The organism is Mesorhizobium sp. C264A (genome assembly GCF_040324515.1).
Lineage (GTDB): Bacteria > Pseudomonadota > Alphaproteobacteria > Rhizobiales > Rhizobiaceae > Mesorhizobium.
The window spans coordinates 1,373,539-1,395,935 of sequence record NZ_JAMYVY010000002.1; the positions used below are offsets into that span (position 1 = coordinate 1,373,539).

17 protein-coding genes and 1 tRNA gene are annotated in these 22,397 nt (G+C 62.2%); 9 read left to right on the forward strand and 9 right to left on the reverse strand.

Translation table 11 applies throughout. The features are described 5' to 3' along the window. Window positions 1-283: 283 nt before the first annotated feature. Window positions 284-1,480, reverse strand: a complete 1,197-nt coding sequence (locus tag NKL04_RS25730) for an IS256 family transposase (RefSeq protein WP_352581544.1) — start codon at window positions 1,478-1,480, stop codon at window positions 284-286. A gap of 455 nt (window positions 1,481-1,935) precedes the next feature. Here NKL04_RS25730 and NKL04_RS25735 point away from each other — a divergent pair, with 455 nt between their 5' ends. Continuing rightward, window positions 1,936-2,661 (forward strand): HNH endonuclease, encoded by a 726-nt coding sequence (locus NKL04_RS25735; RefSeq protein WP_023703189.1) that lies wholly within the window; start codon window positions 1,936-1,938, stop codon window positions 2,659-2,661. A gap of 735 nt (window positions 2,662-3,396) precedes the next feature. On the opposite strand, the gene NKL04_RS25740 is transcribed toward NKL04_RS25735, so the two are convergent. Continuing rightward, complete coding sequence (locus NKL04_RS25740; protein WP_023703190.1) at window positions 3,397-3,924, reverse strand: hypothetical protein; 528 nt, start codon at window positions 3,922-3,924, stop codon at window positions 3,397-3,399. A gap of 845 nt (window positions 3,925-4,769) precedes the next feature. Here NKL04_RS25740 and NKL04_RS25745 point away from each other — a divergent pair. After that, window positions 4,770-6,377 carry a peroxidase family protein gene (locus tag NKL04_RS25745; protein ID WP_023703192.1) on the forward strand — a complete coding sequence of 536 codons (1,608 nt, stop codon included), beginning with the start codon at window positions 4,770-4,772 and terminating at the stop codon, window positions 6,375-6,377. A gap of 19 nt (window positions 6,378-6,396) precedes the next feature. After that, complete coding sequence (locus NKL04_RS25750; protein ID WP_023703193.1) at window positions 6,397-6,843, forward strand: hypothetical protein; 447 nt, start codon at window positions 6,397-6,399, stop codon at window positions 6,841-6,843. 169 nt (window positions 6,844-7,012) lie between these two features. On the opposite strand, the gene NKL04_RS25755 is transcribed toward NKL04_RS25750, so the two are convergent. Then, window positions 7,013-8,260 (reverse strand): YcaO-like family protein, encoded by a 1,248-nt coding sequence (locus NKL04_RS25755; protein WP_050593620.1) that lies wholly within the window; start codon window positions 8,258-8,260, stop codon window positions 7,013-7,015. 74 nt (window positions 8,261-8,334) lie between these two features. On the opposite strand from NKL04_RS25755, the gene NKL04_RS25760 reads away from it, so the two are divergent. Further along, complete coding sequence (locus NKL04_RS25760; protein WP_023703195.1) at window positions 8,335-10,797, forward strand: adenylate/guanylate cyclase domain-containing protein; 2,463 nt, start codon at window positions 8,335-8,337, stop codon at window positions 10,795-10,797. Between the two features lie 219 nt (window positions 10,798-11,016). On the opposite strand, the gene NKL04_RS25765 is transcribed toward NKL04_RS25760, so the two are convergent. Next, a tRNA-Gly gene (locus NKL04_RS25765) sits at window positions 11,017-11,091 on the reverse strand. Between the two features lie 217 nt (window positions 11,092-11,308). Between NKL04_RS25765 and NKL04_RS25770 the strand changes: the two genes are divergently transcribed. The 4 genes from NKL04_RS25770 (at window position 11,309) to NKL04_RS25785 (ending at window position 13,950) form a co-directional block, all read left to right on the forward strand. Beyond that, on the forward strand, window positions 11,309-11,806 hold the full coding sequence (locus NKL04_RS25770) for a prolyl-tRNA synthetase associated domain-containing protein (RefSeq protein ID WP_023703196.1): 498 nt from the start codon (window positions 11,309-11,311) through the stop codon (window positions 11,804-11,806). Between the two features lie 80 nt (window positions 11,807-11,886). Continuing rightward, window positions 11,887-12,894: a thioredoxin gene (gene trxA, locus NKL04_RS25775; protein ID WP_023698125.1), complete on the forward strand. Its 1,008-nt coding sequence runs from the start codon at window positions 11,887-11,889 to the stop codon at window positions 12,892-12,894. Between the two features lie 111 nt (window positions 12,895-13,005). After that, window positions 13,006-13,677 carry an LON peptidase substrate-binding domain-containing protein gene (locus tag NKL04_RS25780; RefSeq protein WP_023703197.1) on the forward strand — a complete coding sequence of 224 codons (672 nt, stop codon included), beginning with the start codon at window positions 13,006-13,008 and terminating at the stop codon, window positions 13,675-13,677. Window positions 13,678-13,707: 30 nt separating this feature from the next. Then, window positions 13,708-13,950: a Trm112 family protein gene (locus tag NKL04_RS25785; RefSeq protein ID WP_023703198.1), complete on the forward strand. Its 243-nt coding sequence runs from the start codon at window positions 13,708-13,710 to the stop codon at window positions 13,948-13,950. Window positions 13,951-14,070: 120 nt separating this feature from the next. On the opposite strand, the gene NKL04_RS25790 is transcribed toward NKL04_RS25785, so the two are convergent. From NKL04_RS25790 to NKL04_RS25800, 3 genes are read right to left on the reverse strand one after another with little or no spacing between them, the layout of a single operon-like run. Next, window positions 14,071-17,343, reverse strand: a complete 3,273-nt coding sequence (locus tag NKL04_RS25790; protein ID WP_352724574.1) for an error-prone DNA polymerase — start codon at window positions 17,341-17,343, stop codon at window positions 14,071-14,073. Then, a complete protein-coding gene (locus NKL04_RS25795; protein ID WP_352724576.1) occupies window positions 17,340-18,818 on the reverse strand; it encodes a DUF6504 family protein in 1,479 nt (492 codons plus the stop codon). The genes NKL04_RS25790 and NKL04_RS25795 overlap by 4 nt, the downstream gene beginning before the upstream one ends. Further along, entirely contained in the window at window positions 18,760-19,797 is a 1,038-nt protein-coding gene (locus tag NKL04_RS25800) for an ImuA family protein (protein ID WP_023754924.1), read from the reverse strand. Before NKL04_RS25800 ends, NKL04_RS25795 begins: the two co-directional genes overlap by 59 nt. A gap of 178 nt (window positions 19,798-19,975) precedes the next feature. Between NKL04_RS25800 and NKL04_RS25805 the strand changes: the two genes are divergently transcribed. Next, window positions 19,976-20,398, forward strand: coding sequence for a metallopeptidase family protein (locus NKL04_RS25805; protein WP_023702572.1), 423 nt, complete (start codon window positions 19,976-19,978; stop codon window positions 20,396-20,398). Between the two features lie 276 nt (window positions 20,399-20,674). Here the strand turns inward: NKL04_RS25805 and NKL04_RS25810 are convergent, their stop codons facing one another. After that, a complete protein-coding gene (locus tag NKL04_RS25810) occupies window positions 20,675-20,881 on the reverse strand; it encodes a DUF1737 domain-containing protein (protein ID WP_023673921.1) in 207 nt (68 codons plus the stop codon). 39 nt (window positions 20,882-20,920) lie between these two features. Next, window positions 20,921-21,802, reverse strand: coding sequence for an HpcH/HpaI aldolase/citrate lyase family protein (locus NKL04_RS25815; RefSeq protein WP_023673922.1), 882 nt, complete (start codon window positions 21,800-21,802; stop codon window positions 20,921-20,923). Window positions 21,803-22,397: the final 595 nt, after the last annotated feature.

Sequence of the window (22,397 nt, forward strand, 5' to 3'; positions counted from 1 at the left end):
CCAGCACTGTTTAGTTGGAACCACCCTTTTCGGCGCGACGCGGGCAGATGCCGCTGGAACTGCAAGGCATGGCCATCGTGGGCGCCGATCCGGACTGAGCTTTCTCGCCCGCGCCGATCTGTGGGAAAATAGTCGCGATGGCGATAGGGTGGCGTACAGCACGCTCTGCTAAGGGGAAGATAAATGGCAAGCCGATATGATCGCCTCGGGGAGTTTTTGAAGGCACAGTCAACAAGCGGTTGTGTGCGTCAAGTTCTGCAAAATGGGGCGGCCATGATGCTGGTCATGCGGCTTGGCGCAGAGCGAGCTTCTTGTGCTCGCGCAGGTCGTCCATGTTGATGTATCGGTTGGCCTCCATCCAGTTTTCATTGGTCTCGACGGCCAACGCCCTGACCAGGCGCAGGCAGCTTTCGGTGTTGGGGAAGATGCGCACGACATAGGTGCGCCGGCGGATTTCCTCGTTGAGCCGCTCCAGCATGTTGGTGGATTTGAGATGCTTGTGGTGCTGTCTCGGCAGCCTGAAGAAGGTCAGGGTTTGTTCGATGGCATCCTCGGCCCAGCCTGTCAGGCGCGGATAGCGTGCCGACCATTTGGCAAGCCATGCGGCAAGATCAGCCCTGGCCTCTGCGAGATCGCGCCGGTCGTAGAGCCAGCGCAATTCCTGCAGGCAGTCGTCGCCGTGCTTCCTCGGCAGATGATCGAGCGCGTTCCTGAGGAAGTGCACGTAGCAGCGTTGCCAGGCGGCTTCGGGGATCACCTCGCCGATCGCTGCCACCAGGCCGGCGTGATCGTCGGACACAACCAACTCGACGCCCTTGAGGCCGCGCGCCTTGAGGCCGACGAGGAAGTCCCTCCAGGCCGAGCGGCTCTCGCGATTGGCCATCTCCACGGCCAGGATCTGGCGCCTTCCGTCCCAGTCGATACCGACCGCGATCAGCACCGCCTGGCTCATGACAACACCGGCTTCACGCACCTTCTCGTAGCGCGCATCGAGGATGAGGTAAGGAAACGGCTCTTGAAGGGGGCGCCTGGCAAAGGCAGCGAGGCTCTCGTCCAGCCGCTTGTTGATGGCCGAGATCGACGAGGCCGAGAAGGCATGGCCGCACAGTTCTTCCGTGATCGCCTTCACCTTGCGGGTCGACACGCCCTGCACATACATCTCCGCCAGTGTCGCCACCAAGGCCCGCTCGGAACGCTGGTAGCGCTCGAACAGCTCGGTGGAGAAGCGCCCGGCCCGGTCCTGCGGAACCCGCAGCTCGAGCTTGCCGACCCGCGTCACAAGGGTACGGCCGTAATAGCCCGAGCGATAGCCAAGCCGTTCGGGCGTGCGCTCGCTCTTCGAGGCACCCAGCGCCTCGTCCATCTCGGCCTCAAGCACCTCCTGTATCACCGCACGGAGCACTTCGTGCAATCCATCCGGGTTCGAAAGCAAAATGTCTTTGACGGCAGCGCTGGCGGTCTTAACTTCAGTCTTGGTCATGGTGGCGTTCCTTCGCGGGAATCAGGTGACGTGAACAATCACCAGCCTGCCATGACCGCCCCTCTCAGCGAATTTGCAGAACTCTCAGCACACTACCCAACAAGCTCGATACGCCTGCCACTGACCGAAATCGAAAGTATGGTGGGCCCTCTCCCGGGTGAAGCCCGGACGTCGCAGTTTTGGGCGAACGCGCGAGGCTATCATTTATCCAGGCGCTCCCAATGGCTGAACAACGGCTACGAAGCCTTTTACGAGGCTGGGAGCGAGCTAGTACGGTTTGAAAAGGTCGACGCCGGTTCCAATGGCGCCCCCAGCTCGAAAGAGAAGGAGGAGTCGGCGTCTTCGATGTTGCGCCTGGGTGACATCTATACTCGCGAGCAGTTACGCGACATGTTTGGGATAAGAGATGCCTCCCTAAATAACGGGGTTTTCAGAGCAAAGAACCTGGGGTCGGTTTGGCTCTTGTTACAGAGGAAAAGACAGCCGACAGAACCCAATACAGGGACCGGATCGAGGGTGACCTTCTCTACTGGCAGGGGCAGACAGCGGGTCGCACCGACCATCTTATCATCGGTCATCGCGATCTCGACCTTGAGCTGCTCCTGTTCTTCAGGAAGCAAAAGAATGAATTCAGTGGTGGCGGATTTCGGTATCTAGGTCCTTACGAGCACCTTGGTCACTCTGGCGCATCGCCGACTAACTTCGTGCTTCGCTCGTCCGATACCCGAGAAGCGGTTGACCCTGACACTGCCGACGACGAGGCCTTCGACCCAAGCGAAGTCGACGATGCGCGTGAGCGTGTCTTAGGAACGATCGCCAGGAGACGTGGGCAAAAGGTGTTTAGAGATAGGCTACTCAAGGCCTACGGTGGGAAGTGTGCGATTTCGGGTTGTGCGATCACCGATGTGTTGGAGGCGGCTCACATCTACCCTTACCGTGGGGATCAGACCAATGTAGCGAGCAACGGGCTTCTCCTTCGCTCAGATCTACATACGTTGTTCGATTGCGGTCTGGTTGAGATCGATCCCGGTACTATGAGGGTGGTCCTGTCCGATCGTCTTCGCGGCAGCGAATATCAGTCGTTAGACGGGCAGCAAGTCCGGGTGCCCCCAGAACCTCGGGACCGACCGAGCGCCAAGGCACTGGAGGAGCGTAAGGCGCTGCTTGCGACAACCGGTTAACCGTGACAGCAGGGGCGTAGTGGCGGCGCCGCATGCAGGCGCACTATCCGCCAGTCAGGAAAAGGCTGGTCCTGCCCCGAGGCACTACGGATCGGAGGTCTACAATTGGCGTCAACGCCACCGCCCCCCAAGCGTAGGGTCAGATCGTCGTCGCAGATGTCAGGGTCCCACTAGGCGTCATCTCGACCTGTGATAAGTAGCCAAAGACCCGAAAGGGAAGTCGCCGCACCCAAGATAGTCCCCAGAACAAGGCCGGTATGTCTTTGGTGTTCAAATAGTAGATATTCCCAGTACTACCAGACCGAAACACAGCGCACTCGACCCGGCGATCCGTGTAGCTCTCAGCCCCTCTTTCTTCCTTCTCGCGATTCCTTCGGCTGCAATCTCGATAAGTCGGGACGCTTCGTTTGCGTCGCAGCCATTCCCGACAAGCGCTCGGGCTGTCTCATCTCGCTCCCTGCCTTGGTTGAGGCTGCGCGTTGCGAAAAGCAGTAACGGATGACTCAGCAGTTCGGAATAGTCGGCCACTGGGATGTCCTCCTCGCCCTCCCACCGTTTAAATTGGAGACCACTTGATGACCAGAAGGCCCGCGCCCGAGGCTCGCTGCCGACGCCAGGCCCATCGGCGCTGATCCGATGGCCATCATCGAAGCTGGAGAACTGGAAGTTCGGTAGTCTCTTCGGCCAGCAGCGGCAACAAGGCCGTGTGCTAGTCTGAGGGCGGAATTCCCTTTCTCAGACATCGACCGACCAGACTTCAACGCCGTCTCGCTCGAACTGCGGCCGTCGTACATTGCCTGGGAACAAGGGAGACATGAAAAAGACGTATCGATACCGCTCAGGCCGAACCGAGAGCTTCAGCAGATCGGCTGCGAGCTTGCCATTATTTCGCGGGCTCACCGCAGCAAATGTCTCCGCTCCGACATACCCCTCCGCTTCGCTCATGATGTCGAGGTCGAGTGACGCGTGCGCTCCCGGCGCAAGGAGAAGCCCTCCTACATCCGGATGCAACGTAAGGAGCTGTCTTGAGGCCGCGATTGCTACGGCGAAGGTCCATGTCTGATTTATCTGCTCAATGATATTTAGCGCGCGATCCTGGAGCGGATGAAAACCGACCGGTTCGAATTTCATCCGGCGCAGCATATCGAGCGGGTCACCAGACTGCGCCGCAATCCAGGCTTGCGCTCGGCTGGCAGAACTACGGACTGTCTCCATCATTTGTTCAGCATCGTTGAGGTCGCGTATTATGAGGTGTTTCGCCATTTCCAAATTCTAGCAAATATTACAAACTGATGTAACAATTTCGGCGACGGGGGGAAGGAAGTGGACTTGTATATTCAGGTTGAGGTCGCTGGGCAGAAGCGGGCTGCTCAACGCGAAATGGAAGGGATCGTTAAGCGGACTCTGCCGTCCCAAGGTATCCGGAACATCGGGCTCCCGAGCGGAAACAGAGATGAGACGAGTTATGCGCAGGCGGACGGTAGGCTCGGGTGCGCATTTGGGAGCGCAGAAGATGCCAGGGTTCCAAGGCGGTGGAACGCGCCAGGCGCCAGGCAAGGCCGTCGGCATCACCGAGCGGGAGCGCTCCGGCTTCCGGCCATGGTGGGCTCGGGACGCGTTCACCCGTGGTGTTCGCACCAGGAGCCGGGCGAGACTGATCGCGGCGTGCAACTCCCAGAACTTCGTGCTTTGCTGTTGCGCAATGCCGATGGCTCGGTAACAGTGCTCGGCATTGTAGTCTTCACCGTTGTAGTCCTGACCGCTGCGCTCCAAGTCTCCCCGAACCCGATGCAACTCGGCCTCGGCTCGCCGGGCCCTAAACTGTTACTTCTTTCGAGCTGGCGGTACCCGAGGTCCCTTCTGTGAGCTGCGCGAAGTTCAACCCACTTCAATGCCAGGAAGATCGCTTGCCGTTGTCGGGTAATTGCGCGAGCGCTAATATGATGTTAGTAGCACAGTGAAAGAAAAACCGCCTGACTACTTTCAAGCTGCGCACAGTCCGCCGGCAGCTATTTCTTGATGGACTTTGGATTTCAAGGCTTCGTCCGAGCGCATGTTCCGCGCCCGGTGCCTCACGGCGACAGTTGCCGCGGGATTGGAGGGCAAAGATGAGGCGCCACGGCGAGAGCACCTATCTTGTTCGCGGGTGGGACCAGCTCTACGAACGGGACCAGTTTACGCTTTACTTGACACGTAAGCTCCCGGTGCTCGTCAGTGCCGATGAATTTCGGGCGCTCCAGGTCGATTCGAACAGCGCGTCCTACGTGCACATCTTCGGCGAGCACGACCTGAAGGCTGAGCTGCCGGATGCCGCGCTGACCGCGCTCGCCGATGCGATGAACGCGCAGCCGGGCACGCCCGCACTGTCCGCCGATGTTCCGGCAGGCTACACCTATCTCGGCCAGTTCATCATTCACGACATCTCGTTCCTTTCGCCGAGCAAGACCGGCAACGACTGGATCGACAAGCGAACGGCAGCGCTCGACCTGGACAGCGTGCTCCCCTTTGGCACACCGGCTCAGAGCCTTCTCGCCGGGCCCGGCCAGGGACCGCTGGCGGTTGGGTTTACTTCGGGCGACAACCAGTTGGCCGAGGACCTGCCGCGCGACCAGCAGGCCGCCTATGCCGGTCGCCCGTTGGTCGAGGATCCGAGGAACGACGATTTCCTTCCTCTTTCGCAGTGCCATCTGGCCCTGATCAAATTCTACAACGCTATCGCCCGGCTGAACGGTTATCTCGGAGTGCCAGGCCAGACGTTGCCCGACAGCTGGTGGGCCGACGTGCGTCGGACCTGGATGCAGCATTTCCAGGCCGTCGTGCTGCACGATTACCTGCCGAGGCTCGTCGACCCGACGACCTACGCCGACGTCCTCGCCCATGGGCGCAAGCTCGTCCGGGCGGGCGCGCGTGCCAACGACATCGACTGGATGCCACTGGAATTTGCCGGTGCGATCGGCCGTTTCGGCCACAGCATGATTCGCGACAGCTACATGCCGTGGAACTGCATCACCCCCGGTCTTGCCGCTTCGGTGCAGGAGTTCATGCATTTCAGCTACTCAAATTCGGGCGACGGCCTGGCTTCCGAGAGCCACCGGCTACCGATGAACTGGATCACGGACTGGCGCCGCCTGTTCGATTTCACTGGCACCTCGCTCGGATCACTGGCGGGATATCCCATGTTGGCTGCCGCCATAGACAGCCGGTTAACGTCGGCGCTCAGAGCACTGCCGACCTGCCTTCGCGACGACATGTGCTACGGCGATTCCCAGTCAGGACCCGCATTCGATCTCGCCACGGCCACTATGATCCGAGGCATCGAGCTGAATTTGGCAAGCGGGCAGCAGGCCGTCATCGCGGCAAATGGCCCGCTGGGCAATACGATACCGATGCTTTCGCTGCCGCAAATCATCGGTGGAGACGCAGGCATCGCCGCTGCGTTCGAAGACTGCAAAGCCCTGAAGGAGACGACGCCGCTCTGGTTCTACATGCTCCGCGAGGCAGAGGTGCTGGGCGCGGGGCGGCTTGGTCCACTGGCAGGGCGGGTGTTGATGGAGACGCTGCACGCTGCGATCGAGGCGGCCCCGGACAACATTATTTCCAACAAAGCCTGGCAACCGAGTCTGCCGCGCGCCAGCGCTCCTTACTTCACGATGATGGACCTGCTTCTCATCGCTGGGCATCCGGATCCGCTGGGTGCTCTGGGAATCTGCAGCTAGCAACAATCGGAGGAACCCAATGGCGAAGCTGAAATGCCTTCAGAAGAGCACGACGAGTGTGAAGACCTTGTACCCGCAAGGTTATATCAACGTCGTCAGCAATATGATCCTTGTGGAAGACAAATTCTACGAATTCCTCGATGCCGATCCGGATGAACGTCCGGCGTTGTTGCAAGCCGCGGCCGGAAAGGACACGAACAACAATGATGTCATCGAACACGAAAGAGCCGACGGTGTTTCCGAAATCATCGACAACAACAACTGCAAGGTGCTGGCCCAAAAAGACGTCAAGAGGAAGGGCAACAAAAGGTCAGTCGTCACCGTGCCGCTCCCTGACAAAAGACCAACAGACGTCACCTACCTCAATCAATACACCACGATAATTCACGACATGGTTCAGGCTGGCAACCAGGCGGATGCGAACAAGTTCATGTTCGGTCTAATGCTGTTGACCCGCTGCCGCTGAATTCCTTCGGGAGGTGGTTCCGGCAGCCGCCGGCACCCTACCGCCCCCGCGCGGCTGCCAAGTTCCGCCTATCGATCAGGCGGTGCAGCGGGAGGCGTTCAGAATTCGGGCGACGATGTCCTGCCGGACAGATCTGTCGGAAGGGGACGATCAGCTCATGCCGCTAAAACTAAATCAAAAGCAGCGGCTGGTCCTCAGGCGAACTTGTGTCGAAGCTTAGATCGCGGGCATCGGGAGCAAGGAGCCGTGCGCGTCCGAAACGTGGTTTGTAGTGACAGAGCAGGGTGGATACGGCGCGAAACACAGGAATGCCGATTTCCGCGCGGGTCATTTCGGCAAACCACAAATCGATTCCTCTATGCGCCAAGGCGTCGAGCACGTCCGATAGGTCACGTTCAACGGTGGGATGACTTGGCGCGACATGTTGGATCGGCGCCATATTCAGCGGCGGGGTCGTCATCGAGGCTTTCTCTCGCCATCGCGACCAAGCGCCAGCTTTGTCGCCAAGCGCACGTGAAGCCCCTAGCGAAATCTCCATTTGAAGCATCTCGGTCAGGGCGGCTGTCGCAGCGGACTGCAGGCTCTTGCCCGCAGCAAAGCCTATCGCGACATCTTTGCCGTCCGGTTCCGCGGAAGCAGCGGCAATCACTGGGACGTCGATGTCTGAGCTAATATCGAAGAGCCGGGTTCGACGCTCGCGATCGCACAGCCAGTCGACAAGCGGTTCGATGCCCGAGAGACAGGACGGATCAATCATTCGCCGCTGCCTTCTTCCATACCACCACCGACCCGTCGCATCCCTCTCGACCAATTCCAGGATAGCCGCCAGTTTCGCTGCATTGGCACTAGCTCCGGCAGCGCACCCACTACTATCGCCGATGGCGACCGCGCCCTCCTCGCCGGCCGTTTTCCGTCCTATGAAAGCAAAGTCCGCTGGTATGAACGCACCATGCCCCCCAAATGCATCTTCAACCCTCAGCCAGTTCAGCGCCGCAGATACATCCCTGATCGGCGGTCGCCAGTCGAAGCCAGCGTTTTCCCTATTCCACGCAACGCGGGCTACAATCTGATCTGGACTGAAGCCGTTCAGGCTTTCAGGTGGGATTGCCGCCGATCCGATCTCGTCGACCGTAGCGGTGATCAACGGCTCATCGCCCCACGAGCAGCAACTGAAGAGTTCAGCTGCCTCGCCAAGGCAACTCGCTCGGCAATCGTCGATGCTCAATCCTCGGCCGCTCGCCAGCCTCCCTGTTTCGGGCATTGCTGCGCGCGGGGCTGCTGGCATTTGCAACAGCGCGTCCTTAGGGATTGCGATTGCGAAATGAGCTGGAACATCCGTCACAGGCAGGTTAATCGCCTCGAACAACTCGCCGACCCGGGCGAGTTCGCTAAAGCCGTCCATGAAAGCATTTGTCATCAGTTCGTTGTACCGTCGACTAAGCCCGCATTGGGGAGCAGAATAGCACATTCGACAGGGCAGCGGCGGCGACCATGCAAGCGTTTTCGGAGCGAGCGACCCTTAAATCAATCCTGTTTGCTGACCTGGCTCAGTATAGCCGGCTAACCGCGGCCGACGAACTTGGAACACTGGATCTCGTTTCTCAATGTTTCCAACTCTTCCAGACCCACTGCGAGGAATTCGGCGCCGAGTTCATCAAGACGACCGGCGACGGGGTCCTGATACTGTTCGACGGTGTATCGAACGCCATCGACTACGCCATGTTCATGCAGGGCACCCTGGCTGACCTCCTGGACAAGAGAGCGTTTTACAGTCGGTTCCGGATCGGATTGCATATTGGAGAGGTCCATCGCCGTGACGGCGACGTGTTCGGGCATGCGATAAACGTGGCTGCCCGGGTGCAGGCTATGGCCGAGCCAGGCGGTGTGTGTGTGACCCAAGACGTCTATTGGGCGGCCCGCAACACCGGGCGGTGGCGTTTTCGGTTCGCCGGGCGGCCCGCTTTGAAGAACATGCCTGAGCCGCTGACGCTCTACAACGTGGTTGCCTCCAACCTTACCGATGTCCCGGACAACGGGCATCAGCGACTGATTTCGGTCATCGATGGGCTTGGCCTTTACCGGGAAGATGGCGAAGCAATCGCATTGCGTTCCCCGAAAGCGCAGGCACTGATCGGATACCTTGCACTGTCCAGCAATTATCAGGAGGTGCATGACCGGGTTGCTACCTTGATCTGGCCAGAACGAAGCCCGGAAGCCGCTCGGCGCGCGTTGGCGAACTGCCTGCAGATCGCCGAAAGATCAATTGCGGGCGACTCGGCGGCAGGAATTCTCAGGCGCGGAAATATTATCGGGTTGAGCCCCTCGCGCATAAGCGTCGATGTGGTTCGCATGTTGAAGGACCTTGGAGAGGGCAAGATCGACGAGCTGCTCCTCAAACGATCGGATTGGTCCGAGGCGATCCTATTCGGCCTGGAAGACACCAGCGACCTATTCAGCGCGTGGCTGAGCGTCACGAGGCACAACTGGCGTGACCACGCATTGGAGGCCTTGGAGGCCATGCTGGAACGCTTCGAGATATCCGAACCTGCAATGCGCAGGGCAGCAAATGCCCTCTTGATGCTCGAACCGAGCCATGAGCGCGCTGCGCGCTGTCTCATCCGCCACCATGCCGAACTGCAGAATGTCGCCGCCGCAATGCGCGTCTACGAAAATCTGCGCGACCTTCTGCGGGAACGATATCGGTTACTGCCTAGCATGGAAACAACGGCTTTAGCCGAGGCCCTCAAGAGTCCGGAGCCGCTGTTGTTGAACAGAAAGAAACCACCTCGGCCGAGCGGACCCGCGCCAACGCTTGCGGTCGAAAAATTTGAAGCTCGAACAAAGAAAATCTCTCTTCTGGTCTGGGGATTCCGCTCCGAGCTGATCGCCAATCTATCCAAATTCCGTGAGTTCACAGTCATCGAGTTGAAAGATACCGCAATCGAAAGGCCCGACACGGACTATCTGCTGGCGGCCCAATGCGTGGACAACCAAGACGACATGCAATTGATCGTCTCGGTCAGCGATCCCAGCACGAACCAGGTCATCTGGAGCGATTCGTTTCGATTTTCGCTGGGAAGCTGGCTGGCCTTGCAGAAGCAGCTGGTCGGAAGAATTGCTTCCACTTTGGAAGTTTACCTTTCGCATGACAGGCTGTCACGCCATGTCAGGGGCCTCCCGCAAAATCTCAATATCTACGATGCGTGGTTGCGCGGCGAAGACTTGCTGACCCGCTGGACACCCGATGCCGAAGACGAGGCCCAAGGGCTGTTCGAAGGCGCGATCGTTGCCGACCCGAACTTCGCTCCTGCCTACGCCAGTTTGGCCAGCATCCACAATGCGCGACAATTCATCCGACCGGGAATTGCTGCCGATCCTTCCATAACGGAGAGGGCCGCCGAGCTGGCGCAACGCGCTGTGGCCCTCGATCCGCTGGATGCCCGCAATCATCTGGTCGTCGCCTGGTCGACAGCCATGACCCGACACTTCGAACAGTCGGAAGTGCACTACGAACTGGCCGCCGAACTCAACCCCAACAGTCCCAAGACACTGGTGTCGGCGGCTTTGGGCATGGCGTTCATGGGCCGCGTCGATTCTGCGTCGCGTCTGCTGGAGCGTGCAATGGATTTAACATCCATGTTTTTGGACTATCAGTGGTCACACATCGCGGTAATCCGCTATTTTGCTGGAGATTTCGAAGGCGCAATCGCGGCGGCCGATCGGTCCAAGAACGCAATCGTCGACACCGCCGGTTGGAAAACGGCCGCCCTGCGCAAGTTGGGCAGAATGGATGAAGCTGATGCGGCGCTGACGCAATTGCACGCGTCCATTGGCGCAGCCTGGGCAGGATCTGCGCCTCCGACCCCGAAGGACATCCTGCGCTGGTTTGTAGAAGCCTTCCCGATCAAGCGGGACGGGGATCGGCGCGACCTAATGCAATTGGGCGAGGTGTGAGGACATGACCAATCCTGCGCCACCCAAACCGCATCGTCCAAGACGAAGTTGTCCGGACCATCGTTGTTGGATGACCGCGAACCATCGCGCGCAATGACCAGGTTCCGGTGCAGTCGAATACCTCTATGACACGGTGATACCCCTAGCGCTCCCCAGCGCCAGACAGCAAAAAGGCCCGGTTACCCGGGCCCTTTATGCTTCTCAAATCTATAGAAGATTTGGAGCGGGTGAAGCGATTCGAACGCTCGACCCCAACCTTGGCAAGGTTGTGCTCTACCCCTGAGCTACACCCGCTCACACGGCCCTTTGGCCGCAAGCCGGGCCTATATGGCTGAAGAGCGCGGCGATTGCAACAGGGAAATGACGGGCTTTTTGGTCGCGCCAAATTCGCCTGGCCGAACCTTGTCGGCCACGCGGGTGGTTCATCGACTTCCCGCATGACGGTCTTGTCTCGGCGGCATCATTGGCCGTAAACGGCTTTGCCGCGCGCCGATACAGGGGAAGACCACCAATGCCGAAGACCGAAGCCGAGCTTTTCGCCTTTCTTGCCGATCTCGGCATATCAGTGTCGACCGTGCGCCATCCGCCGCTCTATACGGTGGCCGATTCGCAGTCGCTGCGCGGCGAGATACCGGGCGGGCACACGAAAAATCTGTTTCTCAAGGACAAGAAGGACAATTTCTTCCTGGTCAGCGTCGGCGAGGAGGCGGTCGTCGACCTGAAGCAGATCCACACGATCGTCGGCGCCGCCGGCCGGGTGTCGTTCGGCAAACCGGAGATGCTGATGGAGCTGCTCGGTGTCATTCCGGGCGCGGTCACCGTGTTCGGGCTGATCAACGATACCGAAAGACGGGTCAAGGTGGTGCTCGACCAGGATTTGATGGCACATGCGACAGTCAACGCGCATCCGCTGACCAATGAGGCGACGACGTCGATCGCGTCCGCCGACCTCATCAGATTCGTCGAGGCAACCGGACATGATGCTGCTATCTTGAAAGTCTCGGCTTGATCGCCACATGGATGGCGAAAACTGACCTCTAGTTAAGGTGGTCGCGCTGCTCCGCTGGGCGCGACCGGAAGGGCGACGACATGAGCGACAACAACAATCCGTTTGGCGGCCAATTCGGCGGCAATTCGGGCCAATACACCACTTCCGTGCAATATGGCGGCGCCGAGCCGGCCAAGTCGGCACTTGGCCCGACACCCGGCGCAGCACCTGCCGCTGGCGAGCTGATCAAGGACACCACGACCGCCACTTTCGCCGCCGACGTCATCCAGGAATCGCGCAAACAGCCGGTACTGGTCGATTTCTGGGCGCCGTGGTGCGGGCCCTGCAAGCAGCTCACGCCGCTTCTGGAAAAGGCGATCAAGGCCGCCGGCGGCAAGGTCAAGCTGGTCAAGATGAACATTGACGATCATCCCTCGATCGCCGGCCAGCTCGGCATCCAATCGATCCCGGCGGTCATCGCCTTCAAGGACGGCCAGCCTGTCGACGGCTTCATGGGCGCCATCCCCGAGAGCCAGATTGCCGAGTTCATCACCAAGGTCGGCGGCAAGGGCAATGGCGCGCCGCCCGTCGCCGAAGCACTGGCCGCGGCGGCGGAAGCGCATGCGGCGGGCGATGCGCAGACCGCAGCCGACATTTACGACGCCATCCTGGCGCAGGCGCCGGAGACGATCGAGGCGATCGCCGGGCTGGGCGAGCTTCTGTTCGAGGCCGGCGACAGCGACGGCGCCGAGGCGCTGCTGGCAACGGCGCCGGAGGCCAAGAAGAATGCGCCGGCACTTGCCGCGCTGCGTGCCAAGATGACGCTGGCTGCGGAAGCGGCAGCACTTGGCAATCCAGCTGAATTCGAGCAGCGACTGGCCGCCAATCCCGGCGACCACCAGGCGCGTTTCGACCTCGCCATGATCCAGAACGCCAAGGGCGAGCGCCATGCGGCGGCCGACAATCTTCTGGCGATTATAAAAGCCGACCGGACGTGGAACGAGGACGGCGCCAGGGCGCAGTTGCTGAAACTGTTCGAGGCCTGGGGCATGACCGACGAGGCGACGCTGGCGGCACGGCGCAAATTGTCGTCGCTGCTGTTTTCCTGAGCCGTTTGCCGGCCAAATTGCCGGGGCGTGGCTGTCGGGCCTTGCGGTCGGCGGCCGCCGCGCCAGATTAGGCCGATAACATCGCGCCCGAAGCGGGTCGGAGGAGTGAAGGTGCAGGTCGGAAACGCATTCTACCGGGTCGGCAAGGATCTGCCGGCAACCATTCCGGTGTTTCCGCTTGCCGGCGCGCTGCTGCTGCCGGGCGGGCGCATGCCGCTCAACATTTTCGAGCCGCGCTATCTGCAGATGGTGGATGAGGCGATCGCCGGCGCGCGGCTGATCGGCATCGTCCAGCCCAGCCTCAATGGCGCGTTGCGCGCCGACGGCGAGCCGGAACTGTGCAATGTCGGCTGCGCCGGGCGCATCATCTCGATGGCCGAGAGCGGCGACGGCCGCTATCTGATTTCGCTGCAGGGCGTCTGCCGTTTCCGCATCACCAGCGAATTGCCGGTGAAGACGCCGTTCCGGCAATGCAAGCTGGCGCCGTTCCTCACCGATCTCGCCGAAGACCAGGCGGCAAGCGAGATCGACCGGCCGGCGCTGTTGAAAGCGTTTCGCGCCTATCTGCAGGCCAACGATCTCGAAGCCGATTGGGAAAGCGTCAGCCGCGCCGAGAACACCATGCTGGTCAATGCGCTGTCGATGATGGCGCCCTACGGACCTGCCGAGAAACAGGCGCTGCTGGAGGCGCCCGACCTGAAAGCCCGCGCGGAGACGCTGATCGCCATCACCGAAATGGCGCTGGCGCGCGAGAATGAGGACTTTGGTTCCAGCCTGCAATAAGGGCTGAGCCGATGGCTGAAGGGGGATCCAATGGCTGCGGATGGGCGTGACGGCAAGTCGGTCAATGTCGATCCAAAATTGCTGGAGCTGCTGGCCTGCCCGCTGACCAAGGGGCCGCTGGCCTGGGACCCGGTGCGCGGCGAGTTGATCTCGCGGCTTGCCAAGCTCGCTTATCCCGTGCGCGACGGCATCCCGATCATGCTGCCCTCGGAGGCGCGGACTGTTTCGGCGGAAGACGTGCTGTCGCCGCCGCGATTGGGTGGGCCGGGCTGAAGGGCCAGGGGTGGTTCAAACGGACCTCAGCCTAAGAAGCCATTCTGTTGGCGATCCTTCGCGCCCCCCTCTGCCCTTGCCGGCGTTAATGTCATGGGCTCCCGACCGCCCTGCACTTGCCTACTGAAAATTCCGCCCCTTGGGCATGACCCTTTCAGCTTTGTCCGAGAGGGTGGCAATGTCGGGCCGGGCAGCCGGCGTCATCTCTTCCAGCAGCACCGTCAGCCACGGCGTCAAATCCTCGATCTTCTCGGCGACGATGTGGATGACGTCGGATTCCGACTGCAGCTTGCCGGTGACCTTGACGAAGCGCGCGCCCATGACGATGGGCCGGAAACGGGTAAAGGTCCGCTCCCAGAAAATGACGTTGGCGACGGCCTTGTCGTCTTCCAGCGTCAGGAAGATCGCATTGCCCTTGCCGGGCCGCTGCCGCACCAGTACCAGGCCGGCGACCGAGACCCGCCTGCCGTCGCGCACCGAGCCGAGATTGGCATTGGGAATGACGCCGGCGCGGTCGAGCCGCTCGCGCAGGAAGGCGACCGGATGCGCCTTCAGCGACAGGCCGAGCGCGCGGTAGTCGTGGATGACGTGCTCGCCGAGCGGCATTGTCGGCAGTTTTGTCTCGGGCTCGAGTTCGCGCAGCCGGATCGCCGGCTGGTCGAACAGCGGCAGCCGTTCGGCGGCGCTCTTGCCATCCAGCGCGCGCACCGCCCACAAGGCTTCACGACGATCGAGGCCGAGCGAGCGGAAGGCGTCAGCCTGCGCCAGTCTTTCGATTTCGCCGACATCGAGGCCCGAGCGCAGCCAGACATCCCTGACGCTTGTATAGCCGGCGCCGCGCCGCGCGGTGAAAGCTTCCATACGCTTCTCGGCCAAGCCCTTGATCTGACGGAAGCCAAGCCGGACGGCGTACCGGATCTTGATGACACCGCGCATTTCGGCATGGCGCCCCAGGATGCGGCCCGGATCGAATTGGGCTTTCTCCAGGGTGCAGTCCCAGTCGGAAAAATTGACGTCGACGTCGCGGATATCGACGCCATGGTGGCGCGCGTCGCGCACCAGCTGGGCCGGCTGGTAAAACCCCATCGGCTGCGAATTCAGGATCGCGGCGCAGAACACGTCGGGATAAAAGGTCTTGAACCAGCAGGAGGCATAGACGAGCAAAGCGAAGGAGGCGGCGTGGCTTTCGGGAAAGCCGTATTCGCCGAAGCCTTCGATCTGCTTGAAGCAGCGCTCGGCGAAGTCCTTGGTGTATCCCTTGCCGACCATGCCGTCGATCATGCGCTGGCGGTAATTGCCGATGGTGCCGGTGCGCTTGAAGGTGGCCATGGCGCGGCGTAGTTCGTCGGCTTCGCCGGGTTTGAAACCACCGGCGACGATTGCAATATTCATCGCCTGTTCCTGAAACAGCGGCACGCCGAGTGTCTTCTTGAGAATAGCCTCCAGCTCTGGCTTTTGATATTCAGCCGCTTCCTTGCCCTGCCGACGGCGCAGATAGGGGTGCACCATGTCGCCCTGGATCGGGCCGGGCCGCACGATCGCCACCTCGATGACCAGGTCGTAGAATTCGCGCGGGCGTAGACGCGGCAGCATCGACATCTGCGCGCGCGATTCGATCTGGAAGACGCCGAGTGTGTCGGCGCGGCAGATCATGTCGTACACGTCGTTCTCTTCCGGCGGCAGGGTGGCCAGCACATAGGGTCGGCCGTAATCATCCCGGGCCTTCGGATAATGGTCGGTGAGCAAGGTGAAGGCGCGCTTCAGGCAGGTCAGCATGCCGAGCGCCAGAATATCGACCTTCAGGATCTTCACCGCGTCGAGATCGTCCTTATCCCACTCGACCATCTTGCGCGCCTCCATCGCCGTCTTGACGATGGGGACGATCTCGTCGAGCCGGTCGCGGGTAATGACGAAGCCGCCGACATGCTGCGACAGATGCCGGGGAAAGCCCATGATCTCGTTGGCGTGGGCGATCACGTGACGGGTCGAGGTCTCGTTGCGGTCGAGGCCGCCGGCATGCGCCTCCTTCTCGCCGAGCTCCGAGGTCGACCAGCCCCAGATTGAACTGGAGAGCGCAATGCGGACATCGTCCGACAGGCCCATGGCCTTGGCCACCTCGCGCAGCGCCGAGCGGCCGCGATAGCTGATGACGGCGGCAGCCAGCGCGGTGCGCTTGGCGCTGTATTTGGAGTAGATGTACTGGATCACCTCCTCACGCCGCTCATGCTCGAAATCGACGTCGATGTCGGGCGGCTCGTTGCGCTCCTCGGAAATGAAGCGCTCGAACAACGTGTCGATGCGCTCGGGGCCGACCTCGGTGATGCCGATGCAGTAGCAGACGATCGAGTTGGCGGCCGAGCCTCTGCCCTGGCACAGAATGCCCTCATTGCGGGCGAACTGGACGATGTCGTAAACGGTCAGGAAATAGCGCGCATAATTCAGACGCTCGATCAGAGCGAGCTCCTCACTGATGCGCTGCAAGACGGAAGCGGGGACGCCCGCCGGATAGCGCGTGGCGGCCCCCTCCCTGGCCAGACGCTCTAGCTCGGCCTGCGGCCCAAGCCCTGATTGCGTCGGCTCGTCGGGATAATTGTACTGGAGGTCGCTGAGCGAGAAGGTCAGTTCGCCGGCAAAGCGCAGCGTCTCGGCCAGCGCCTGCGGATGGCGGCGGAAGAGACGGGCCATTTCCAGCGGCGGCTTCAGATGGCGCTCGGCGTTGGCCGTCAGCTCCAGCCCGACCTCGGCGACCGGCAAATTGAGGCGGATGGCGGTGAGCACATCTTGCAGCGAGCGGCGCTCGGCGCTGTGATAAAGCACGTCGTTGGTTGCCATCAGCGGCACGCCGGTGACGTCCGCGATCCCCGCCGCCTGCTCAATGCGGAAACGGTCATTGCCGCGATAATCCGGCGCCATGCCTAGCCGCAAATTAGCACCGAAGCGGTCTTTCAGTTGACGGACCAATGCCAGGGGATCGTCGGCATTCGCCGAGAGATCCGGCAGCACCGCCAGCGACAGCAGGTCGCCCCATTCGAGCAGGTCGCTGCGCTGGAGAAGGGTCGCGCCCTTCTCGTTTTCATCGCGCAGATTGGCTTGCGTCAGCATGCGGCAGAGATGGCCCCAGCCCTTGCGGTTCTGCGGATAGGCGAGAATGTCTGGCGTGCCGTCGCCGAACACCAGGCGGCAGCCGGGGTGATAGGCGAGCTTCTCGACCTTGGCCTGCTGCCAGGCGCGCACGACGCCGGCCACCGTGTTGCGGTCGGCCAGTCCGATCGAGGAAAAGCCGAGGAATTTGGCCGCCACCACCAGCTCCTCCGGCTTGGAGGCGCCGCGCAGGAAGGAGAAGTTCGACTGGATGCCGAATTCGGCATAGGGGATGACGGTCAGCGCATTCATGCGAAGACCCCATGCATGAACCAGCGCGGCGGCACCTGCGGGTTGCCATAGAGGCCTTGCCGGTAGAGCCAGTAGCGACGGCCGTCGGCATCCTCGATCCGGAAATAGTCACGCGTCGATGTGAGCGGATCGCTTGACGTTTCACGCCACCATTCCGGCGCGATGCGTTCCGGCCCCTCGGCGCGCGCAACCCGGTAGAGGGCGCGGCGCCAGCGGAAATTCATCGGCGGGCCCTCAGGCATTTCGGTGGCCGGCACCTCGATCGGCTCGGGCGAACGGAACAGCCGGATCGGCCGTTCCGGCGGGAAGATGGTTGCGCGCGGCGCGTCTTTCGAGCCGGGCTTCATGGGCGGTGTTTTGCGTTGTGGCGCTTCCGAGAACGAGATGGTGGCGACGGCGCGCTCCGGCAGATGGCTCTCGAGGGCGACCGGCTTCAGCACCGCACTGTCGCCGAGCCTGGCGCGGATGCGGTCGGCAAAGAGTGCCATGTCGGCGCCGTCATCCTCGGCCTCGCCGGTCAAATCGGCTTGCTGCATGTCGAAGTCGGCGGCCGCCAGCACCGAAAGCCGAACCAGGTCGAAGCCGTAGCCGGCATCGATGTCCTGTTCGAGCGCGGCCAGCCGCTCATGGAACAGGCGCTGGATCAGCTTCGGTTCGCGCAGCGGACGCGAGGTGCCGACAGCGATGCGGCTGACGGCGCCGTCGACGCGAAACAACAGCAGCGCCAGCATCCTTGCGCCTTCGCCGCGGCGTTCGAGATCGGCCTTCAGCGTCACCGCCAGCAAGAGCACCAGCCGTTCGATCTCGGCGGTCAGCACGACCGGCTCGGCCAGGTGGCGTTCGACTGAAAGGGGCGCCACCGGCAGGCGCGGCGATACCGCCTCGTCGAGGCGGCCGAGCGCCTGGTCAAGACGCAACAGCAAGGTCGCGCCGAAACGGCGGGCGAGCGGCGCGCGCGGCGCTGCCATGACCGCGCCGGCGGTGCGCAGACCGACGCTTTCCAGGCTGGCGCGGATATCGGCCTCGATGCGCAGTGCGGCCAGCGGCAAGGGGGCGAGCAGCGCTTCTTCCTCGCCGGAGACAACGATGCGGTCGCCGCAAAAGCGCGCTGCCGCCCAGGCTGCACCCGGCGTCGCGGCCAACCCGGCGCGGACATCGAAACCCTGCTGGAAAAACCGCGCAAGGATGTCGTCCAGCATGGCGCGCTCGCCGCCGAACAGGTGGGTACAGCCGGTGACGTCGAGATAAAGCCCGTCGACGCCGTCAAGCGCCACCAGCGGCGTATAGCGGTCGCACCAGTCGGCGAGGCCTTCGAGCAGCCGGCGGTCGGCCTCCGGATCGGCCTCGACAATGTCGATCGAGGGATGCATGGCACGGGCGTCGGCAATGCCCATGCCAGGCTTCAGATGCAGCGCCTCAGCCCGCTCGTCGAGGGCCGATATGCGCTGGGCGTTGCGGTCGCGATGGCTGATCACGAGCGGGAAATGATCCGAAGGCCGGGAACGCCACGACCGTCCCAGGCGCTGGCGCAGGATCCGTTCGGCCGCCAGATGCGGGAACCACAGCGACAGAATTCTCTGGCCGTTTTTCGCGGGGCTTTCTTTCTTCGAATGCGTGTTCATCGGGGTTCCACTCCAGTGTGAATTGTCCAGGCAGAGCGGTGCGGCTCTTGCCGATGCTGACGGTGAAGGCAGGGTGGCCGATCGAGCCGGCAAGCGGCCCGGCGATCGTCCGGCGCGATGTCGCTGGTGCAGCCGACACGATGAGGCGCACCGGGGCGGCGGTCGGCTCGGTTTCGCCGGCCTGGCGCAGCAGGAATACCGGCCGGCGGGCGTTTTGGGCGCGCGCGTGCAGCCGGCGCGTCGCGGTGAGGTCGAGCCGCTGCGGGCTGCCACGGATTTCGAGGATGATTGCGGCGAGCGCCGTCATCTTGGCGGCCTCCTCGGCTACCCACAGCGCATCGGTGAGTTTCGGCGCCTCGGAAAACAGCAACTGCTCCGGTGCGATACCGAACATGCCCTGCAATCCCCTGGCATAGGGAAAGCCGGCCTCGCGAAAAATCTCCGACGTGCCGATCCACAGCACTGGCAAGGGCTGGCCCTTGAGGATCAGGCTGACAAGCGACAGCACAAAGCCGGCGACGGCCCCGGCATTGCGGGTCTCAAGGCCATGGATTTCGCTCAAGGCGGCTTTCGGCAGGCCGCCGCTCAGCGCCGCATCGAGGCGCTCGACGCCGGTGGCCAGGAAAGCATCCGGCGAAGCCACGGCAAGCCCGCGGCGGATGATGGTGACATCGGCATTAGGTTCGGGCGCACCGCCGATAGCGCTGTCAGGGCACGCACGAGGTCGCTCGCCGGCCGGCACGGCCAGGCGCTCGGGCAGCGTTCCCTCGATCTTCGCGATCTGGCGGCGCAGGGCAAAAACAGTCTCCCGCGCCACGGCTGATGTCGCCATGACGGTCAATTTCTCTCATAATTGTTCCTGTTATGTTCCTATAGATTCCAGAGGGTGCCGAAAGAGTCAAGCGGAGTCAGAAGGAATTTATTCCTCTATAGCCATTGACGTCATGGAATTACCGCTTCATTGCCGAGTCCGGAGGGAAAGCCTATATGCCGGGATCAAAGGACAAAGCATGGCCCGCATCTACAAGACCCGCACCTGGCATGACGAACTCTCGCCCTCGATCGAGGAGATGGAGTTTCTGGCGCTGGAGGCGTACGCGCATCTGCCCGACGATTTCCGCAAGCTGACCGGCGAGATCGTCATCATGATCGCCGAATTCCCGACCGACGAGATCATGGACGATCTGTCGCTGGAGACGCCGTTCGACCTGCTCGGCCTGTTCGAGGGCCGCGGCATCGCCGAGCGCTGGAACCCGCAGACCGGCGAAGGCCCGAACCGCATCACCCTCTACCGCCGCGCCATCCTCGACTACTGGGCCGAGAACGAAGAGACGCTGGGCGACATCGTCACCCACGTGCTGATCCACGAGATCGGCCACCATTTCGGCCTGTCGGATGATGATATGGAGAAAATCGAAGAGGCGGCGGAATAGCCCCCACCTTTGTCATCCCAGGGCGAAGCAGGAGCGAAGCTCCGTCGCGAAGACCCTGGGATCCATGCCGTGACGGCGGTGCAGGTGCCGCGGTGCAGGAAAGCAAGCGGTTCTGCGAACAGCACAGATCCGCAGTAACGAGCGCCGGCACAAGCGTCATTCTGATCCGCTGCACTCTAGGGCAAACGGCACGGCATGGATCCTAGGGTCTGCGTCGCGTCGCTTCGCTCCTTGCTTCGCCCTAGGATGACGAAGACGCGGAGGTTGACGCCTTCCCTACCAATCACTCAGCTTCGTATCCGGCCCGTATTCCTGGCCGTCGATATCCTTCACCACCGCCTGGCCGCAGCGCATCGATTTGGTCTTCTTGTCATAGGCGTAGGTCGGTGAGCCGTACAGGTGCCAGCCCTTGTTCAGCGCCGCGGTGACCTTGTGGCAGAAGGTTGAATCGTCGGGGGCGGACAGAAAGCGGTAAAGTCTCATGGGTCAGATCCTGTCGTGAGTTCGTCTTTTCGGGGCGGATCATGCGCCGATGGCGGCGGCCTTCGCCAGCAGTTTTTCGGCTTGCACCAGGTGCAGCCGTTCGACCATCCTGCCATCCAGCGCAATCACGCCCTTGCCGGCATTTTCGGGCAAGGCGAAAGCCTCTTTCACCGCGTGCGCCTCGGCCAAGGCTTCGGGCGCGGGCGCAAAGGCGCGGTTGGCGGTTTCGATCTGGGCGGGGTGGATCAGCGTCTTGCCGTCGAACCCCATGGCGGCGGCTTCCGTGCATTCGCGCGCAAACGCGTCGAGGTCGCGAAAATCGTTGGAGACGCCGTCGAGTATGTCGATGCCGCCGGCCCGCGCCGCCAGCACCATCTGCATCAGCCAAGGCACGAGGTAGCGCCGATCAGGCGTCGCCAGAATGCCGGTTTCCTTGACCAGATCGTTCGTTCCGGCAACGAAACAATTTAGCCGCGAAGCGCGATCGCGGCCGAGTTCGGCAATGGCGCCGATATTGAGCATGGCCTTGGGCGTCTCGATCATCGCCCAGAGCTTGACGCTGTCGGGGGCAAAATTGTCGTCGAGCACGTCGCCGACTTCGAGGATATCGCGCGGCGTGGCGACCTTGGACAACAGGATGCCGTCGGGCTCGAATTTCGCCGCGGTCAGCAGGTCATCGTTGCCCCATTCGCTGGACAGCGCGTTGACGCGCACGATCATCTCGCAGCGGCGTTTCGGTCGGCTGGCGAAAATGCCGGCCAGTTTGTCCCGCGCGGCGATCTTGTCTGAGGGCGCGACGGCGTCTTCGAGGTCGATGATCACGGCATCGCAGGCCAGCGTCGCGATCCTGGCCAGCGCCTTGTCGTTGGAGGCGGGGACGTAAAGCACCGAGCGGCGCGGGCGGTAAGGTTCGCTTGTCATGGCCGATCTATGCCGCGTGGGGGCGGGTGAGGCAAGCGTCCGACCGGTACCTGATGACGAGCCAACTGCGAAAGCTTGCGCTGCCCCGCCCGTCCCGCAGCAGTTGCGGAAGGGGGGCCTTTCCTCTCCCCCGTCGATCGGGGGAGAGGTGTCGAGCGAAGCTCGACGGAGTGGGGGTCGACCCATGCGCTCAGTGCCCTTCCGATGTCCGTTCGCGGCGACTGCCAGGTGGTTCCCCCACTCCGTCTCGGCTTCGCCGAGCCACCTCTCCCCCCTCCGGAGGGAGAGGAAAGGAGCCTGGCTGGGACAGCGCCAACGTCCGGAAAGATGGGGGGGGGAGCGCCCCGGCCGTAAGCACAGGTCCTGCACGAAAACTGCACATCCCTGCGGAAAACCTCCTCCGCTCCGCCCCGCCGTTTCCATGCGAGCCCGCGACAACAGCGGCATGCAACAGCGAAACGCTCACCTTTGGTCCTTGCCCTATCGCCTGCGCAGCGAAAGCTGGTGGTTGGTCGATCCGCCCCGGGCGGCGGCCCGCCCTTACCTGGAAGCGAGCCTGCTCCCTTTTATCCGCCCACCGGCCGAGCGGACCCAG